This is a genomic window from Kitasatospora sp. NPDC085895, assembly GCF_040702125.1.
Taxonomy (GTDB): Bacteria; Actinomycetota; Actinomycetes; order Streptomycetales; family Streptomycetaceae; genus Kitasatospora; species Kitasatospora arboriphila.
In genome coordinates this window covers 169,702-186,572 of the sequence record NZ_JBFBJY010000006.1, presented here as the reverse complement: position 1 = coordinate 186,572, position 16,871 = coordinate 169,702, and the positions used below count along the sequence as shown (strand labels likewise).

The 16,871-nt window shown below is 75.3% G+C and carries 16 protein-coding genes; 8 read left to right on the top strand and 8 right to left on the bottom strand.

Features of this window, described 5'->3' with window-relative positions:
• The first annotated feature begins 3 nt into the window (after positions 1–3).
• From AB0442_RS06100 to AB0442_RS06080, 5 genes are all read left to right on the top strand, one after another.
• The gene (locus tag AB0442_RS06100; RefSeq protein WP_366160879.1) at positions 4–960 is read left to right on the top strand and encodes an ABC transporter permease; all 957 of its coding nucleotides are present in this window, start codon (positions 4–6) and stop codon (positions 958–960) included.
• Positions 948–1,793 carry an ABC transporter permease subunit gene (locus AB0442_RS06095; RefSeq protein WP_366160878.1) on the top strand — a complete coding sequence of 282 codons (846 nt, stop codon included), beginning with the start codon at positions 948–950 and terminating at the stop codon, positions 1,791–1,793. Before AB0442_RS06100 ends, AB0442_RS06095 begins: the two co-directional genes overlap by 13 nt.
• 14 nt (positions 1,794–1,807) lie before the next feature.
• Positions 1,808–2,890 carry an ABC transporter ATP-binding protein gene (locus AB0442_RS06090; RefSeq protein ID WP_366160877.1) on the top strand — a complete coding sequence of 361 codons (1,083 nt, stop codon included), beginning with the start codon at positions 1,808–1,810 and terminating at the stop codon, positions 2,888–2,890.
• A 154-nt stretch (positions 2,891–3,044) separates the two neighbouring features.
• Positions 3,045–3,710, top strand: a complete 666-nt coding sequence (locus tag AB0442_RS06085) for an HAD family phosphatase (protein ID WP_366160875.1) — start codon at positions 3,045–3,047, stop codon at positions 3,708–3,710.
• Positions 3,710–4,030 carry a multidrug efflux SMR transporter gene (locus tag AB0442_RS06080; RefSeq protein WP_030266578.1) on the top strand — a complete coding sequence of 107 codons (321 nt, stop codon included), beginning with the start codon at positions 3,710–3,712 and terminating at the stop codon, positions 4,028–4,030. The genes AB0442_RS06085 and AB0442_RS06080 overlap by 1 nt, the downstream gene beginning before the upstream one ends.
• Here AB0442_RS06080 and AB0442_RS06075 read toward each other — a convergent pair.
• Positions 4,008–5,150 carry a hypothetical protein gene (locus AB0442_RS06075; protein ID WP_366160874.1) on the bottom strand — a complete coding sequence of 381 codons (1,143 nt, stop codon included), beginning with the start codon at positions 5,148–5,150 and terminating at the stop codon, positions 4,008–4,010. The two genes, AB0442_RS06080 and AB0442_RS06075, sit on opposite strands and share 23 nt — an antisense overlap.
• A 187-nt stretch (positions 5,151–5,337) precedes the next feature.
• Between AB0442_RS06075 and AB0442_RS06070 the strand changes: the two genes are divergently transcribed.
• Positions 5,338–6,744: an endonuclease/exonuclease/phosphatase family protein gene (locus AB0442_RS06070; protein WP_366160873.1), complete on the top strand. Its 1,407-nt coding sequence runs from the start codon at positions 5,338–5,340 to the stop codon at positions 6,742–6,744.
• A gap of 11 nt (positions 6,745–6,755) precedes the next feature.
• Positions 6,756–8,708, top strand: a complete 1,953-nt coding sequence (locus tag AB0442_RS06065; protein ID WP_366160871.1) for a phosphocholine-specific phospholipase C — start codon at positions 6,756–6,758, stop codon at positions 8,706–8,708.
• A gap of 27 nt (positions 8,709–8,735) precedes the next feature.
• Here the strand turns inward: AB0442_RS06065 and AB0442_RS06060 are convergent, their stop codons facing one another.
• Together AB0442_RS06060 and AB0442_RS06055 are read right to left on the bottom strand one after the other, a co-directional pair.
• Complete coding sequence (locus AB0442_RS06060; RefSeq protein WP_366160870.1) at positions 8,736–9,971, bottom strand: glycoside hydrolase family 3 N-terminal domain-containing protein; 1,236 nt, start codon at positions 9,969–9,971, stop codon at positions 8,736–8,738.
• A 116-nt stretch (positions 9,972–10,087) separates the two neighbouring features.
• Positions 10,088–10,501, bottom strand: a complete 414-nt coding sequence (locus tag AB0442_RS06055) for an ATP-binding protein (protein ID WP_344621987.1) — start codon at positions 10,499–10,501, stop codon at positions 10,088–10,090.
• Between the two features lie 194 nt (positions 10,502–10,695).
• Here AB0442_RS06055 and AB0442_RS06050 point away from each other — a divergent pair, with 194 nt between their 5' ends.
• Positions 10,696–12,024 (top strand): hypothetical protein, encoded by a 1,329-nt coding sequence (locus tag AB0442_RS06050; RefSeq protein WP_366160869.1) that lies wholly within the window; start codon positions 10,696–10,698, stop codon positions 12,022–12,024.
• 17 nt (positions 12,025–12,041) lie between these two features.
• Here AB0442_RS06050 and AB0442_RS06045 read toward each other — a convergent pair whose 3' ends face one another.
• The 5 genes from AB0442_RS06045 to AB0442_RS06025 all read right to left on the bottom strand — a co-directional run bounded on the left by AB0442_RS06045 (position 12,042) and on the right by AB0442_RS06025 (position 16,799).
• Complete coding sequence (locus AB0442_RS06045) at positions 12,042–12,719, bottom strand: phosphonatase-like hydrolase (protein WP_344621989.1); 678 nt, start codon at positions 12,717–12,719, stop codon at positions 12,042–12,044.
• A gap of 24 nt (positions 12,720–12,743) precedes the next feature.
• Positions 12,744–13,865 (bottom strand): TIGR03364 family FAD-dependent oxidoreductase, encoded by a 1,122-nt coding sequence (locus AB0442_RS06040; RefSeq protein WP_366160867.1) that lies wholly within the window; start codon positions 13,863–13,865, stop codon positions 12,744–12,746.
• A gap of 126 nt (positions 13,866–13,991) precedes the next feature.
• Positions 13,992–14,828 (bottom strand): PhzF family phenazine biosynthesis protein, encoded by an 837-nt coding sequence (locus AB0442_RS06035; protein ID WP_366160912.1) that lies wholly within the window; start codon positions 14,826–14,828, stop codon positions 13,992–13,994.
• Between the two features lie 214 nt (positions 14,829–15,042).
• Positions 15,043–15,726, bottom strand: a complete 684-nt coding sequence (locus tag AB0442_RS06030) for an ABC transporter ATP-binding protein (RefSeq protein ID WP_366160866.1) — start codon at positions 15,724–15,726, stop codon at positions 15,043–15,045.
• Positions 15,723–16,799, bottom strand: a complete 1,077-nt coding sequence (locus tag AB0442_RS06025) for an FtsX-like permease family protein (protein WP_366160865.1) — start codon at positions 16,797–16,799, stop codon at positions 15,723–15,725. Before AB0442_RS06025 ends, AB0442_RS06030 begins: the two co-directional genes overlap by 4 nt.
• Positions 16,800–16,871: the final 72 nt, after the last annotated feature.

Here is a 16,871-nt window from a genome sequence, read left to right as displayed (position 1 = left end):
ACCATGACCACGGCTCCCACCCCGGTGCCGGCCCCGGCCGCCGCTGACCCCAGCGGCGGCCCGGGCGCCGTGGCCGCCGGGCCCGCGACTCCCCCGCCCGCCCCCCGGGCCCGCCGCCTGCGCGGCGGATCCTGGCTGGCCGCGCTGCCGCTCCTGGCGTTCTTCGCGATCGGCTTCGGCCTGCCCGCGATCGCCATCGCCACCGGCGCGTTCACGCTCTCCTCCGACGCCGAGACCGGCGCCGGCTCGTTCACCACCGCCAACGTCACCGACTCGGTGCAGGGCGCCTACTGGACGGCCCTGCTGAGCAGCGTCAAGCTCTCCGCGCTCACCGCCCTGGTCGGCACCGTGGTCGGCCTCCCGCTGGCCCAGGCCGTGGTGACCTCCCGCTTCCGCGCCGTCCGCGAGGCGGTGCTGACCGCCTCCGGCGTCCTCGCCAACTTCGGCGGCCTGCCGCTGGCCTTCGCCTTCGTCGCCACCCTCGGCAACGCCGGCGAGATCACCAAGCTGTTCCACCTCACCGAGCACGGTTGGACGCTCTACGGCTTCACCGGCCTGAGCATCGCCTACCTGTACTTCCTGGTGCCGCTGATGGTGCTCACCATCACCCCCGCCCTGGACGGACTGCGCCGGCAGTGGCGCGAGGCTGCCGCCAACAACCGGGCCACCGCCCTGCAGTACTGGCGGCACGTCGCCCTGCCGATCCTGCTGCCCTCGCTGCTCGGCGGCTACGTGCTGCTGTTCGGCAGCGCCTTCGCCGCGTACGCCACCGCCGCCGCGATGGTCGGCGCGACGGTGCCCCTGATCAGCCGGTCGATCGCCGACGCGCTCTCCGGCAACGTCCTGGTCGGCCAGGGCAACCTCGCCCTCGCCCTCAGCCTCGACATGATCGTCGTCGCCGTGCTGGTGATGGCCGTCTACCTGCCCCTCCAGCGCCGGAGCGCCCGATGGCTCAGCTGACCCCGAAGGCCGTCGGCGGCCGGCGTCCGCGCCCGTGGCGCGGGGCCGTGCTGCTCGTCGCCGGCCTGTACTTCCTCGTCCCGATGGCCGCCTCGGTCTGGTTCTCGGTCGACGACCCCAACGGCGGCGTGCAGTTCGACGCCTACACCGGCCTGCTGAGCGCCCCCGGCTTCACCGACGCCCTGCTGCTCACCCTCGAACTCGCGGCCGCCACCGTGGTGGTGCTGCTGGCGCTGCTCGTCCCGGCGCTGATCGCCGCCCGGCTCGGCACCGCCCGGATGCGGGCCGTGCTCGAGGTGGTCTGCACCCTGCCGCTGGTGGTGCCTCCGGTCGCCTTCACCGCCGGCCTGATCGGCGTGCTGCGCTGGGGCCCCGACCACCTGATGGACACGCCCTTCTTCCAGACGATCGTGTTCGTCCAGCAGCCCGAGTTCCCGCTCGTCCTGGTGATCGCCTACGTGCTGATGTCGCTGCCGCTCGCCTACCGCGCCCTGGACGCGGGCCTGCGCGCCGTCGACGTCCGCACCCTGGTCGAGGCGGCCCGCAGCTGCGGCGCGAGCTGGCCGCGCGCCGTCGTCACCGTCGTCCTGCCGAACCTGCGCGGTGCCCTGCTGAACGCCGCCTTCCTCACCCTGGCCCTGGTGCTCGGCGAGTTCACCGCCGCCTCCATCCTCGGCTACCAGCCCTTCGCGGTCTGGGTGTACTCGGTGGGCAACAGCCAGGGCCAGATGTCCGTCGCGGTGTCCGTGCTCAGCCTGCTGATCACCTGGGTGCTGCTGCTCCTGCTCGCCGCCGCCGGCCGCGAGCGCCGCCCCGCACCCGCCCGTTCCTGACCCGGAGACCCCGCATGAGCACCGCCGCCCCGCACACCCTGCCCACCGCGACCGCCGCGGGCGGTGCCACCGTCGAGTTCCGCGGCCTGCGCCGCGCGTTCGGCGCCACCACCGCCCTGGACGGCCTCGACCTGGACGTCCGCCCCGGCGAACTCCTCGCCCTGCTCGGCCCGTCCGGCTGCGGCAAGACCACCGCGCTGCGCATCCTGGCCGGCTTCGAGACCCACGACGCCGGCGAGGTCCTCGTCGACGGCGAGCCCGTCACCGGCATCCCCGCGCACCGCCGCGACGCCGGCATGGTCTTCCAGTCGTACAGCCTCTTCCCGCACCTGACCGCGCTCGACAACGTCGCCTTCGGGATGCGGATGCGCGGCACCGGCAAGGCCGAACGCCGCGCCCGCGCCCAGGAACTGCTGGAACTCGTCGGCCTGCCGCAGCACGCCGCCCGCTACCCGCACCAGCTCTCCGGCGGCCAGCAGCAGCGGATCGCCCTCGCCCGCGCCCTCGCCCTCACCCCGCGCGTGCTGCTGCTCGACGAGCCGCTGTCCGCCCTGGACGCGAAGGTCCGGCTCACCCTGCGCGAGGAGATCCGCCGCCTCCAGCGCGAACTCGGCATCACCACCCTCTTCGTGACCCACGACCAGGAGGAGGCCCTCTCCATGGCCGACCGGGTCGCGGTGCTGCGGGCCGGCCGCCTGGAGCAGTGCGCGGCACCCGCCGAGCTGTACGCCCGCCCGGCCACCGCCTTCGTCGCCGAGTTCGTCGGCACCATGAGCCGCATCCCCTGCGAGCGCGCCGGCGCCGGCGTCGCCCTGCTCGGCCGGACGTACCCGGTCGACGGCACGCTGCCCGCGGACGGCCCGCTGGAGGTGCTCGTCCGGCCGGAGAACGTCGTGCTGCGCCCCGACGCCGACGGCACCGCCCAGGTGACCGGCGCCTCCTTCCTCGGCGCCGTCACCCGGCTCACCGCCCGGCTCGCCGACGGCACCGAGGTCAAGGCCGACCTGGCCACCGAGGCGGCCGCCGCCCTGCCCCCCGGCAGCCGTGCCCACCTCGCCCTGCCCGACCGCCCCGTCCTCGTCGACCGCCGCCGGTAGAGCGGCCCACCCCTCAGGGGCGCGGGGAACTGCGCAATTCGGATGCGCGCCACCGGACAGATCACGGTTCCGCCCGTACCGTCGCGACATCCACCGCCGCACTGCGCAGTTCCCCCACGCCCCGGGGGACAACCCAACTGCGTAAGGTGCACCCATGCCCCACACCCCCGCCGCCGTCCTCTTCGACATGGACGGCACGCTCGTCGACACCGAGCCCCTCTGGTGGCAGGCCGCCGCCGAGACGGCCGCCGGTCTCGGCCTCGCCCTGACCGAGGACGACCTGCCCGAGGTGCTCGGCCGGGCCGCCGAGCACACCGCCGCCCACCTGCACCGGGCGAGCGGCACCGACCGGGCCGAGACCGAACTCGTCGAGCAGCTCAACCGGGCCTTCGCCGGCAAGGTCGCCGCCGAGGTCGTCCCCCGGCCGGGCGCCCTCGGCCTGCTCGCCGCCCTGCGCACCGCCGAGGTGCCCACCGCACTCGTCTCCGCCTCGCCGCGGCGCGTCGTCGACCTGGTGCTGGGCGCGATCGGCGACCGCTGGTTCACCACCACCCTCGCCGCCGAGGACACCGAGCGCACCAAGCCCGACCCGGACCCGTACCTCGCCGCCGCCGCCCGCCTCGGGCTCGACCCGGCCACCTGCGTCGCCGTCGAGGACAGCCCGGCCGGGGTCGCCTCCGCCGCGGCGGCGGGCTGCGCGGTGCTCGCCGTGCCGTCCACCGTGCCGATCGCCGCGCACGGCCGGATCACCCTGCTCGACAGCCTCGAAGAGGCCGACGTGGCCCTGCTGCACGCGCTCGCCGCCGCCCGGCCGGCCTGATGCCGTACCTGCTGCTCGCGCTCGCCATCGCCAGCGAGGTCTGCGCCACCAGCCTGCTCAAACTCACCGACGGCTTCAGCCGGTTGTGGCCGAGCATCGGGGTGGCCCTGGGCTACGTGCTCTCCTTCCTGCTGCTCGGCCGCGCCCTGAAGCACATCCCCGTCTCGGTGGCCTACGCCGTCTGGTCCGGCGCGGGCACGGCGGCCGTGGCCGCGATCGGCGCCACCTTCTTCGCCGAACCCCTGGGCCGCCTCCAGTGGCTGGGCATCGCCCTGGTCATCACGGGCGTCGTCGTCATCAACCTCCGCGGCGGCCACTGACCGAGCGGGGTTGGGGCTGTTCAGGTACGTCCGGGACCACTGGAGCGGTGGGCTCCAGGGACTCCGGTGCAGCCGCCCCGGGGCTCACACCACGTCCCATGAGCACAGCGGGCACCCGGGTGGCGAGGAGGATGGCCGGTGTGATCAGGGCAAGGGCCTCGATCTCCAGTCCGAGCCACCGCGTGGCGACCACGAGCACCCCGATCCCCACCAGCAGGGCCGCCGCCTGCGACCACGCTGTCCGACGTTGTGCCGGCCGATCCTCCACGGCCGGCTCCAGGGCGGCTCCGGTCTCCTGGTCGACCAGGCCCAGCGGGCATAGCAACGCACCGTCCCTCAAGCGGAAAATCTCGCTCGCCACCTGTTCGGCTCCGGCACGCCCGCGGAGCACATCGCGGAGACAATCCTCCACGCGCGTAAGTGCCCCGGCCGCCTGGCCGAGCAGCGCACGCTGCAATCCCGGGCTGAGGGACACGCCGTAGCGGGCGTCCACGAGCGCGGCAGCGGCAAAACGCCTGACCGCGGCATCGAGGGAGACACGGGTACGGCGCGAGGGAGCCGCGGCATCGTCGGCGCAGGCGAGCATCACCTCGGCCGCGGCGAAATCCACGAGCTCTGCACTGTGCCACCGGTGAATCGCCTCACCGTCCAACCGCAGTAACACCAAGCACAGTCCGACCAGACAACCGGCCGGCAGCGCCGCGCCGACGAGCACCACCTCGGTCGGACCCAGCAGCCACAGAGCCGGCACCACAGCAAGCACCGGCACCAGTGCGAGCACGGCCACCCAGGCGGTCTCGGCGGTCTGCTGTCCTGTCAGGCGGTACCAGACGGCCAGCGCCCTCTCGACCTCGGCCCGCCGATCACTCAGCGGTCCGGGAACCTCGGGGCCTGCCAGCACGGCGCAATTCTCACGGGCGCGGCGCTCTGCCGCCTGCGGTCGGCCGAGCCGGTTCAACCGCCGCCAGAGCGGCCGCCCGCGCTTTCGCAAAAGCGTCAACTCACCTGCGATCAGCAGGCCGACACCCGCACCGCCGTAGCCGATCCACGAGGGCATCAGTGCGTCGTAGATCCAGGCAAGCGCAGCAGCCACAGCCTGTCCCTCCTCATCCATGGTCACGGTGCGCGCGACAGTAGCGCAGCCCTGCGACGACGCGGCGCGGCGCGCGCAGCTGGCGTTGGGCAAGTTCCCGATGGCCCGTCACCTGCCGTTCACGGCGAATCCGTTACCACTCGGGTCAATGGTCCGAGTTGTTCAGCCAACTCGAACCAGCTGCGCCAAGGGCGGTGCGGCGGACAGGACTTCCGTGGCGACAGGCTCGACGCTCGTCATCGCGACGCCGGCGAACCCGACCGAGGGCGACCGGATCACCTTCCACTGGACGACCGGCTCCCCGGACCCGAAGAACTGGGTGGGGATCTACGACGGGACCCGGCAGCCGGGCAACGGGTCCTCGCTGCTGTGGAAGTACACGCCCGGCACCTCCGGGGACGTCCAGTTGGACACCTCGGCGCTGACCGGCGGCCCGTACACCGCGTACCTGCTGGCGAAGGACGGCTACGGCGTCCTGGCGCAGACCGCACCGTTCACCTTCCGCCCGAAGCCGGCGGCGCCGCGGCCGCACGCCGTGGTGGACGCACTGACGACCGCCCAGGTGGCGCCCGGCGCGGCCGTCTCGGTGAAGCTGGCCGGCCTGTGGACGAAGGGCACCGGCACGGCGGTGTACCGGAAGGTCTCCGGCGACTCCTGGCTGTCGGTGGCGGCCGACGGCACGGTGAGCGGCACCGCGCCCGCCGCGCAGGCGCACCCAGCGGTGGTGACCGTCGGCATCAAGGACCCGGCGGGTGCCACCGACACGGTGACGATGCAGGTCCCCGTCCGCGACCCGGCCGGGCCGTTCACCCTCAAGACGGCGAGCTGGAACCTGGCGAACGCCGGTGCGGCGTTCACCGACGCGGTGGAGAAGCAGTTGACCGCCGTCCTCACCCAGGGCCTGGACGTGGTCGCGCTGCAGGAGACCGCCGGCGCCGCTGCGCAGGCCCTGGCGACCGCGCTCGGCTGGTACGCGTACCAGAGCTCCGGCAGCGTGGGCATCCTCAGCCGCTGGCCGCTGACCGCCGTCACCGCGCCGACCGCCTCGCTGCCCGCCGCCGGTGCCACGGTGCAGTTGCCGGGCGGCCGCACCGTCCGTTTCTGGGCCGCGCACCTGGACGAGTCGAACTACGGCCCGTACGCGATCCAGGACGGGCAGAGTGCCGCCCAGGTGCAGGCCGCCGAGGCCGCCTCCACCCGCGGCAGGCAGGCCGTCGCGCTGGCCGCCGCCGTGCAGGCCGACATCGCCGCCGGGCAGCGGGTGGTGCTCGCCGCCGACCTCGCCTCGCCCTCGCACCTGGACTGGACGGGCCAGGGCGGCCGTCCGGCGCTCGCCTGGCCGGTCACCACCGCCCTGCGGGACGCCGGCCTGACCGACGCCCACCGCAGCGCGCACCCCGACCCGGTCGCCTCCCCCGGCAACACCTGGTCGCCGACCCGGACGGTGCGCGGCAGCAAGCCGGAGCCGCAGGACCGGATCGACCAGGTCCAGTTCGCGGGCGCGCTGACCCTCGTCGAGGCGCACACCCTCGCCACCGGCTGGCCGCAGGCCGAGCCGAACGCCGCCGCCAACGGCTGGCCGAGCGACACCGCCGCCGCCGTCGCCACCTTCACCCTCTGAGAGGCCGTGCCATGACCCCCCAGCTCAGCCGCCGCAGCTTCGTCGCCGCGACGGCGGCCACCGGCGCGGCCGCCGCCGTCGGCCTGCCCGCCACCACCGCCCGCGCGGCCGGTGCGACCGGTTCGATCGCCGACGTCAAGCACGTGGTGGTACTCATGCAGGAGAACCGCTCCTTCGACCACTACTTCGGCACCCTGAACGGTGTCCGCGGCTTCGCCGACAAGCAGGCGCTGCAGTTCCCGGACGGCACGGACGTCTTCCGCCAGCCGGACGCGGGCCGCAGCGACGGCGGCGCGATGCTGCCGTTCCGGATGGACACCACCCAGTACAACGCGCAGAACGCCGGCGGCCTCGCGCACGACTGGGCGACGGGCCACCAGGCCATCAACGGCGGTGCGATGAACAAGTGGATCGCCGCCAAGGGCGAGCGCGCCATGGGCTACTTCACCCGCGAGGACATCCCGTACCAGTACGCGCTGGCCGACGCCTTCACGCTCTGCGACGCCTACTTCTGCTCGATGGCCGGACCGACCGACCCCAACCGGCTCTACCTGTGGACGGGCACCGCCGGCCCCGGCCGGGACGGCACCACCGGCCCGTGGATCGACAACACCCCCGTCACCGACAACCCCGTCGCGGACTGGACGACCTACGCCGAGCGGCTGCAGACCGCCGGGGTGAGCTGGCGGGTCTACCACAACCCCGGCAAGGACGACCGCACCGGCGACTACGACGACAACGCGCTCTCCTACTTCAAGCAGTTCCACGCCTTCCCCGCCACCGACCCGCGGTACGTCAACGCGATGACGAAGTGGGACCTCACCGCCTTCGACCAGCACTGCAAGGACGGCACCCTGCCGACCGTCTCCTGGCTGGTCGCGCCCTACCTGTTCTGCGAACACCCCAGCGCCAGCCCGGACTACGGCGCGCACTGGGTCAACACGGCACTCCAGTCGCTGATGTCGAACCCGGCGGTCTGGCAGCACACCGTCTTCCTGGTGATGTACGACGAGAACGACGGCTACTTCGACCACGTCGTGCCGCCCACCCCGGAGCCGGGCACGGCGGAGGAGTACACCCAGGGCCGGGCGATCGGCCTGGGCAACCGGGTGCCGCTCTGGGTGGCCTCGCCGTGGTCGCGCGGCGGCTGGGTGAACTCGCAGGTCTTCGACCACACCTCGGTGCTGCGCTTCCTGGAGCTGGTGACCGGCGTCCAGGAGCCGAACATCTCCGCCTGGCGGCGGGCCGTCTGCGGCGACCTCACCAGCTGCCTCGACTTCACCGCACCGGACTTCAGCATCCCCGCGCTGCCGGACACCGTCGCCCTGATGGCCAGGGCCGACGCCGGGGCCAAGCTGCCCGCGGTCAAGCTGCCCGCGACCGGCGCCCAGGCGATGCCCGCCCAGGAGCCGGGCAGCCGGCCGCACCGGAAGCTGCCGTACCGGCCGTGGGCGGACGCCGCGGTCGACCGCGGCACCGGCGCGGTCACCTGCACGCTGGCCAACTCCGGTGCGGTGGCCTTCCCGTACACCGTCTACCCGAACATCGCGCTGCCGTTCGCCGGCACCCCGTACACCGTCCCGGCCGGCGGGAGCCGCACGTACACCTGGGACGCCGCGTCCACCGACGGCCGCTACGACTTCACCGTGCACGGCCCGGACGGCTTCGTCCGCCGCTTCGCCGGCACGGTGGTGCGCGCCGCGCAGGACGACGTCGCCGTGCCCTCGGTGACCGCCGCCGTCGGGGCCGGCAGCATCACCCTGCGGCTCGCCAACGACGGCCGCACCGAGTGCTCGTTCACCCTGACCCCGAACGACTACGCCGGCACCGCCCGCACGGTCTGGGTCGCCCCCGGCTCGGCCACCACCGTCGACTGGCCGCTCGACCAGGGCCGCTACGACGTCGTGGTGACCGCCGGAACCGGCACCCGCTTCCTGCGCCGGTACGCGGGCACCCTGCACTGACGTCCCGCCCGCGAGGCGCCCGGCGACTCACCGCAGGGCGCCCCGCAGGGCGGCGATCCGGGCGGCCGCGGCGGTGAAGCCGGCCCGGTCCAGCCGGCCGTCGGCGAGTGCCCCGGCCAGGGCCTGCTCCGCCCGCTCGCCCTGGTCGGCGTCGCGGGCGGAGCAGAGCATCAGGTCCATCCCGGCCGCGGCGGCCGCCACCGCCCGCGCACCGGTGTCGCCGAAGCCGTCGAGCGCCCCGGCCTCCAGCGCGTCGGTCACCGTCACCCCGCGGAAGCCCAGCCGCTCGCGCAGTTCGCCGCGGACCACGGTCGGCGACAGCCCGGCGGGCCGTGCGGCGTCCAGCGCCGGGTAGACCGCCCAGGAGAGCATCACCAGCGGCACTCCGACCGCCAGCGCCGCCCGGTAGGGCGCCTCCTCCGCGGACCGCAGACGTTCCAGCGGCACCGGCAGGCTCACCGGGCCGGCGTCGGTGTTCATCCCGGCCGGCGCCGTGCCCAGCCCCGGGAAGTGCTTGGCGGTGGCGGCCACCCCCTCCTGCCGCTGGGCCACCGCGAAGGCCGCCGCCAGGTCGGCCACCACGGCCGGGTCCCGGCCGTAGGAGCGGTGCTTGGCGTCGATGAAGTTGCCGGGCGCCCCGTACACGTCCAGCACCGGCGCCAGGTTGACGTTCAGTCCGGCGGCGGCGAGGTTCCTGCCCGCCTCGGTGCCCGTGCGGGCGGCCACCGCCACCGCGTCCGCGGACTCGCCGACCTCCCGCGCCGAGAGTTCGGGCGCGCCCGGCAGCCGCCGGACCCTGCCGCCCTCCTGGTCGGTCATCAGCAGCAGCGGGGCCGCCACCGGGCTCTGCCGCTGCGCCTCGCGCAGCCGGTCCACCGCCGTCCGCAGGGTGGCGGTGTCGGGGATGTTCTCCGCGAAGAAGATCACCCCGGCGGCCCGTCCGCCGCGGACGGCCGCCAGCACGGAGTCGGGGACGACCGGGCCCGGGTAGGAGTACACGATCCGCTGTCCGGCCAGCTGCTCGTCGGTGACCGGCCCGGTCGCCGGGGGCGTCAGCGTCCGCCAGGTCGGTTCCGCCGAGTCGGCCGACGCGGACGAGGGCGCTCGCGACGGCCCCAGGGCGGCACTCCCAGCTCTCGACGCGGACGTCGACCCCGGCCGCGGGGTCGCGGACGACTGCCCGGCGCCGGTCCGCGGCGCGGTCGCGCAGGCCGCCATGAGCATCACCAGGGAGACGGTCAACCAGCGGGCATGCGACGACACGGGCGCCCTCCTCAGCCGCGGCCGGTCCGGCCGCCCCCCTCACGCTAGACCGGGCCGTCCCGATCACCGGCGGAGCCACGCACGCCGTCCGGGCGACACACCGCGAGCGCGGGCCCTCAGCGCAGATCGGCCCAGGTCACCTTCCCGCACGCGGTCGGCGCCGTCCCCCACCGGTCCGCCAGCGTGTCGACCAGGGCGAGTCCACGGTGGCACTCGTCGTCCTCGGTGGCGGTGAGCAGGGTCGGCGGGGTGCGGCAGGCGTCCTCGACGCTGATCCGGACCCGGCCGTCGAGCCGGCGGCGGACGGCGACCCGGATCCGCCGCCCGCCGCAGTGCCGGACGCTGTTGCCGACCAGTTCGGAGACCACCAGTTCGGCGTCCTCGACGAGCGCGGCCAGCCCGAGGTGGCCGAGGCGGGCCCGGACGAGCCCGCGGGCGAGCTGCGCCGACCGCTCCTCGCACGGCAGTTCGGCGACGGCGGGCGGCGCCTGGCGCGTCACGGCGGTCGATGACCTCGCGGCGGTCGTCATGGGTCGCTCCTGCTCTCCCGGGACGGCGGGGGACGCGGCCTGCCGCCGGTGGGGGGAAACCGGGGCAGGCCGCGGGGAGCCGCCGGATCCAGTCCCTCCAACGGCTCACGTTCAGTCAACTCGTTTACTCCACAGGAGAGAACAGTCCATGCTGTGGACAGGGTTGAACCGGTTGAACACGAGTCGAGGCCGACATGGGACGACGCACGCGTACACCGAACGCCGCTCTCGCCGCGCTGATGCGCGAGGCGGACTGGGGCAACGACCAGCTCGCCCGGGCGGTCCGCCGCACCGGCGCGGAGGCCGGGCTCAGACTCACGTACGACAAGACCACCGTGTCGCACTGGCTGGCCGGGTCGCGGCCGCGCGCGGAGGTCGCCGGGGTCGTGCGGGAGGCGTTCGCGCGGCGGCTGGGCCGGCCGGTGGCGGCCGAGGAGACCGGGCTCGGCGACCACGAGGCCACCGATCCGGTCAGCGGGCTGGTGGCGCTCGGCCGGGCCGACATGGACCCGTCCCGCCGGAGCGTGCTGGCAGCCGGACTGTACTCCGCGGCGCTGTCGGTGCCCGGGTTCGGCGAGGCCGCGGAGCGGATCGACCGGGCGGCCGCGGGCCGTACGGTGCGGATCGGCGACGGCGAGGTGGCCACCGTCCGGACGATGACCGACCGGCTGGCCGGCATCCTGGACGAGCTGGGGGCGGCGCACGCCCGCCCGATGATGGCGAGCTTCCTGGTGAACAGCGTCGGCCCGTGGCTGCAGGCGGCCGGCAGCGACCGGTCGAAGGGCGACATGCTCGCCGCCGCCGCGGACCTGACCTACCTGGCCGGCTGGTCCGCCGTCTACGAGCTCGCGCAGGGCCTCGGCCAGTCGTACTACGTGCAGGCGCTGCGCCTCGCCGACCAGGCCGGCGACCACGTCACGTACTGCCGCACGCTGCGCGGCATGTCGCTGCAGGCCTCCAGCCTGGGCCACGGGCCGCGCGCCCTGGAGTACGCGGACTCGGCGGCGCAGGCCGCGCCCGCCGCCGGTCCCCGGCTCACCGCCTTCCTGCGCGGCCAGCAGGCGCACGGGGCGGCGATGGTGAAGGACCGGCGGCAGGCCTTCGCCCGGCTGGCCGAGACCGAGGCGGCGCTCGCGAAGGCGGACGGCCGCAACGACGCCGTCGGCGGCTACGACCTGGCGGCGTACCAGTTCCACCTCGCGCACGTGCTGTACGAGCTGGGCGACCTGCCGGGCTCGATCGCGGCGCTGCAGACCTCCAACCGGGTCCGGCCGCGGGCCGAGCGCCAGGGCCGGGTGCACGGCCTCGGCCTGCTGGCCCGCCGCCAGATGGAGCACGGCCACGTCGAGGCGGCCGCCGCGACCTGGTCGTCCTTCCTCGACGACTACGCCGGGATCAGCAGCGTCCGCGGCGACGAGCACTTCAGCGCGCTGCGCAGCGGCCTGCGCCCGCACCTGGGCAACCGGACGGTCGCCCACCTCGACCAGCGGGCCCGCGAGGTGGCCCGGCTGAAGGCGGCCTGAGGCACCCCGACCCGCCGTCAGACGCCGAGCAGCTCCGGCAGGTCGGCCACCGAGGCCAGCACGTGGGTCGCACCGTCCGCGCGCAGCCGCTGCTCCTCGTGGGCGCCGGTGAGGACGCCCGCGACGACGGCGGCGCCGGCCCGGGTGCCGGTCAGCATGTCGTAGCCGGTGTCCCCGGCCACGGCGACCTGCCGGACGGAGTCGGTGCCGGTGCGCAGCAGCGCGGTCAGCACCATGTCCGGGTAGGGGCGGCCGCGGCCGGCGTCGGCGGGGCAGAGGGTGAGGTCGGCGATGTCCTGCCAGCCGAGCGCCGCGAGGATCCGGTCCTGGGTGGCACGGGAGAAGCCGGTGGTGAGGACGGTCCTCAGGCCGGCGCCGCGCAGCCGCCCGATCGCCTCGGCGGCGCCGGGCAGCGGGCTGCAGTGCCCGGCGTCGACGAGGTCGTGGTACGCGGCCTCGAAGGAGCGGTTGGCCTGCCGGGCGCGGTCCTCGTCGCCGAAGAGGTGGCGGAAGACGGAGATCTTGGACTCGCCCATGGTGGCGCGGACGTGGTCGAGCATGCGGGCGTGCTCGGCGCTGCCGTCGGCGACGCCGAGTTCGGCCGCGGCGGCGCGGAAGGCCTGCTCGACCAGGCCGCCGTCGGCGACGGTGGTGCCGGCCATGTCGAGGACGACGAGGCGGATGTCGGTGCTCATGCGGGGTGTTCCTTACGGCTCGGCTTACAGCTCGGCGAGGTCGGCGGTGGTCTCGGCGATGGCCGGCGAGCAGGTCATGCCGCGGCCGCCGGGCCCGGTGACCAGCCAGACGCCGTCGCGGATCCGCTCGCGGTGGACGACGCGGGTGGTGTCGAGGCACTGGGCGTAGACGCCCGCCCAGCGGCGGCGGATCCGCGGCAGCGGCCGCCCGAGCAGGGCCTCGGCGACGGCGGTGAAGTGCTCGTACGGCTCCTCGACGGTGTCGAAGCCGAAGGGCTGCTCGTACTCGTGGGTGTCGCCGATGGTGAGCCCGCCGTCGGTGCGCTGGACCATGAGCAGCTGCATCCGGTGCTCGGCGGCGGTCGCGCCCTGCGGCTGACCGGCCTTCAGGGCGTCCAGGGCGGTGCCGGCGTAGGCGGGGTAGTAGCGGAAGCTGTCGCCGTCGGCGACGGAGGTGGTGAGCGGCTCGTCCAGCGGGTCGGTCTGCATCATCTGCAGCCGGACGCGGCGGACGGGCAGCTCGGGGGCGAGTTCGCGGACGAGGCCGCCCGTCCAGGCGCCGGTGCAGAGCAGGACGAGGTCGCCGGCGTGCACCCGGCCGTGGTCGTCGCGGACGGCGGAGCTGCCGATCACCTCGCGGACCTCGCGGCCGCGCAGGAAGGTGTAGCGGCCGGTGGCCTCCAGGGCGGCGCGCAGCGCGGGCTGGGCGGTGCGGGGTTCGACGGCGGCGTCGCGGGTGCAGTGCAGGGCGCCGAGGTGGCTGCCGCGCAGGGCCGGGTTGACGGCCCGGGTCTCGGTGGCGTCGAGCAGCCGGAAGCCGCGTCCGGCGGCCTCCTCGCCCTTCACCACCTCCTCGGCGACGGCGAGTTCGGCCTCGGTGCGCAGCACGGTGAGCGAGCCGTTGGCCCGGAAGCGCAGGCCGGGGACGCGCTCGCCGATCCGCTGCCACAGCTCGCGGGCGCGCTGCGCGGTGGCGAGCTCCTCACCCCGGGCGCGGCCGCCGACCCAGATCAGGCCGAAGTTCCGGACGGAGGCGCCACGGGCCTCCGCCTCGCGTTCCAGGTGGACGACCTCGTGGCCGCGCTCGACGGCGTGCCAGGCGTGCATGGTGCCGAGCACCCCGGCTCCTACGACGATGACTCTCATGCGGCCAGCCTCGGGCGCCCGGGTGTCGGAGGGTCGTCCGGTCGGCGGCCCGGAGATGAACCGGCCGCAAAGTTGTACAGACAAGATGCGTCGGTCGTCCCGCCGGACGCGGCCCCGGACCAGCCGTCAGCGCACACGGACGGTGCGCTCGACCACCGCCTCGGCGCCGACCCGCACGGCGGCCCCGGGCCCGCTCCCCCGCAGCGCGGCCGTGACGGTGGCGGGGGCGCCGAGCGCGTCACCCATGTCGACCGCGACGGAGGGCACACCGGCCCCGGCCAGACGGGCGGCGACGCACGCGGTGCTGTTGACGTTGGCGATGTCCTCGGGGACGCCGATCGACGGGGCGAACATCCGGGCCGCCAGCCGGCCCTTGGCGGTCGGCGGGCTGTACGCGTAGCAGCCCAGCAGGCCGAGCCGGTCGCAGGCGGCCCGGAGCCGGTCGGCGTCCGGGGCGAGCGCGGCCAGTTCGGACCGGCCGGCCACCGGGACGAGCAGCCGCGGCCGCCCCGCCGAGGCGACCCGGGCACCCCCCGCGGGCCCGCCGGGCGGAAGACCGAGCGCCTCCAGCACCTCGTCGAACGCACCGGCCGCCGCGGGCCCGCACACCTCGACGGCCCCGAGGTCGAACGAGGCCGTGAGCACGCCGCCGACCCGGGCCGCCCGACCTGCAAAGACCCCGGCCGCCGTCCGCACGACGGCCCGCAGCTCCCCGCCCCCGGCACGCTCGGCCAGCAGGGCCAGCGCCGCCAGCGTCCCGTGGCCGCACGCGGGCAGCTCCCCCGCGGCGGTGAAGAAGCGCAACGCCACCTCCGGACCGCCCGGCCCGGTGTCCCCCACCGACACGAACACGGCATGCGAGGCCCCCGCCCGAACGGCCACGTCCCGCCCCACGGCCTCCCCCGCGTCGGCCCCGACCACCACCGCGGTCGGACTGCCACCGCGCCCGTCCCGCAGACACACCCGCACGACCACCACCGCCGACCCCCCGTCCTCGACCACCACCCCAGCACAGCACCCGCCCCCGCACCCCGGCAACCACCGTTCCAGGGGCGGCAGCAACCACCCAGGGGCGCGTGGGGCACCTCCCGGCCGAAGGCTGGGGGAGAACTGCGCAATCGGGGGAGCGGTCGCCGCAGCAATTCGGGCCGTTGCCGGCTCGGGGGCGCGTGGGGGATCACCTTTCCTGCGCGAGCACCCGCAGGTGCCCGTCCCGTACCTCGGCGACCTGGTCGGCGGCGGCGAGGTGGGTGCGGTCGTGGGTGACGAGCACGGTGGCGGTGGAGCGCTCGCGGGTGAGGGCGGCGAGCAGGTCGACGACGGCGGCGCCGCGCTCGTGGTCGAGGGCGCTGGTCGGTTCGTCGACCAGCAGCACCCGCGGTTCGTTCATCAGCGCCCGGGCGATGTTGACCCGCTGCCGCTGGCCGCCGGAGAGCCTGCCGGGGCGTCGGTCGGCGAGGTCTGCGAGGCCGACCGCGTCGAGCAGGTCGAGGGCGCGGGCCCGGGCGGCGCGGGCCGGGCGGCCGGCGAGGTGGGCCATCAGCTGGAGCTGTTCGGCGGCGGTGAGCGAGGGCAGCAGGTTGGGTTGCTGGAAGACGATGCCGATCCGGTCGCGCCGCAGCTCGGCGCGTCCGGCGGCGGTGAGGCCGGCGGTGTCGGTGCCGTCGACGAGGACCCGGCCGCTGTCGGGGGTGATCAGGGTGGCGGCGACGGCGAGCAGGCTGGACTTGCCGGAGCCGGACGGGCCGACCACGGCGGTGAGCGAGCCGCGCGGCACGTCCAGGCCGACCCGGTCGAGGGCGGTGAGGCGGCCGTCGCCGTCGGGGTAGCTGAGGGTGATGTCAAAGAGGTGGAGGCTCATCGGGTGCTCCCCAGGGCGGTCAGCGGGTCGACGGCGGTGATGCGGCGCACGGCGAGGGCGGCGCCGGCGGAGCCGAGCGCGACCATCACCAGGGCGGGCAGCAGCAGGGTCGGCGCGTCGAGGACGAAGGGAACGGTGCCGGAGACGGCGGCGCCGGCCGCGGCGGCGATGCCGCTGCCGAGCGCGGTGCCGAGCACCAGCAGGACGGCGGCCTGGCCGAGGGCGTCGCCGGTGAGGCGGCGGGTGGAGGCGCCGAGCGCCTTGAGGACGGCGATGTCGCCGGTCCGCTGGATCGTCCAGACGGTGAAGAAGGCGCCGATCACCAGGGCGGAGATGGCGAACAGGAAGCCGCGCATGAGTTGCAGCGAGCCGTTCTCCGAGGTGTAGGCGCCGATCGCGGTGAGCGAGTCGCCGCGGCTCAGGGTGCGGGTGCCGAGCCGGGCGTCGGCGGCGGCGAGGTCGGTGCCGGGGCCGGTGCGCAGGGCGACGACCGTGGCGTGCGGCCCGTCCCCGGCGGCGCCGGGGGCGATCGCCTGCCAGTCGGCGAGGCCCGTCCAGACGACCGGGGTGTGGTTGTAGGCGGCGTCCCCGGCGATCGCGGCGACGGTGAGGGGGTGGCGGGCGAGGAGGACGGTGTCCCCGGTGTGCACCCCGAGGTCCTCGGCCGCGGTGGCGGAGAGCACGGCCGTGCCGTCCTGCACGGGCTGCGGGGCGAGGCCGGCGCCGGGGCGGCTGCCGAAGGCGGAGACCGCGGTGGAGCGGCTGCCGGCGGCGGCCTTGGTGGTGGTGATGCCGAGCGGTTCGGCGGCGCGGACGCCGGGCACCGCCGCCCACTGCTGCCAGCTCCGCTCGGGGAGGACGGAGTCCCCGAAGGACGGCCCCCGTCCGTCGGCCGGGGCGGCGAACGCCAGGTGGTCGGCGTCCAGTCCGGTGACGGCGGAGACGTTGCCCCGGGCGAGGCCCGCGGTGAGGCCGGACAGCAGCCCGACCAGCACGGTGATCAGCACGACCACCGCCCCCATGAGGGCGAACCGGCCCTTGGCGAACCTCAGGTCCCTCCAGGCGACGAACATGACGGCGCGGGCTCCTTCCGCGGTGGTTCCGGTGGACGGGCTCCACTCTCGTCATCGCGCCTTGCCTTCACA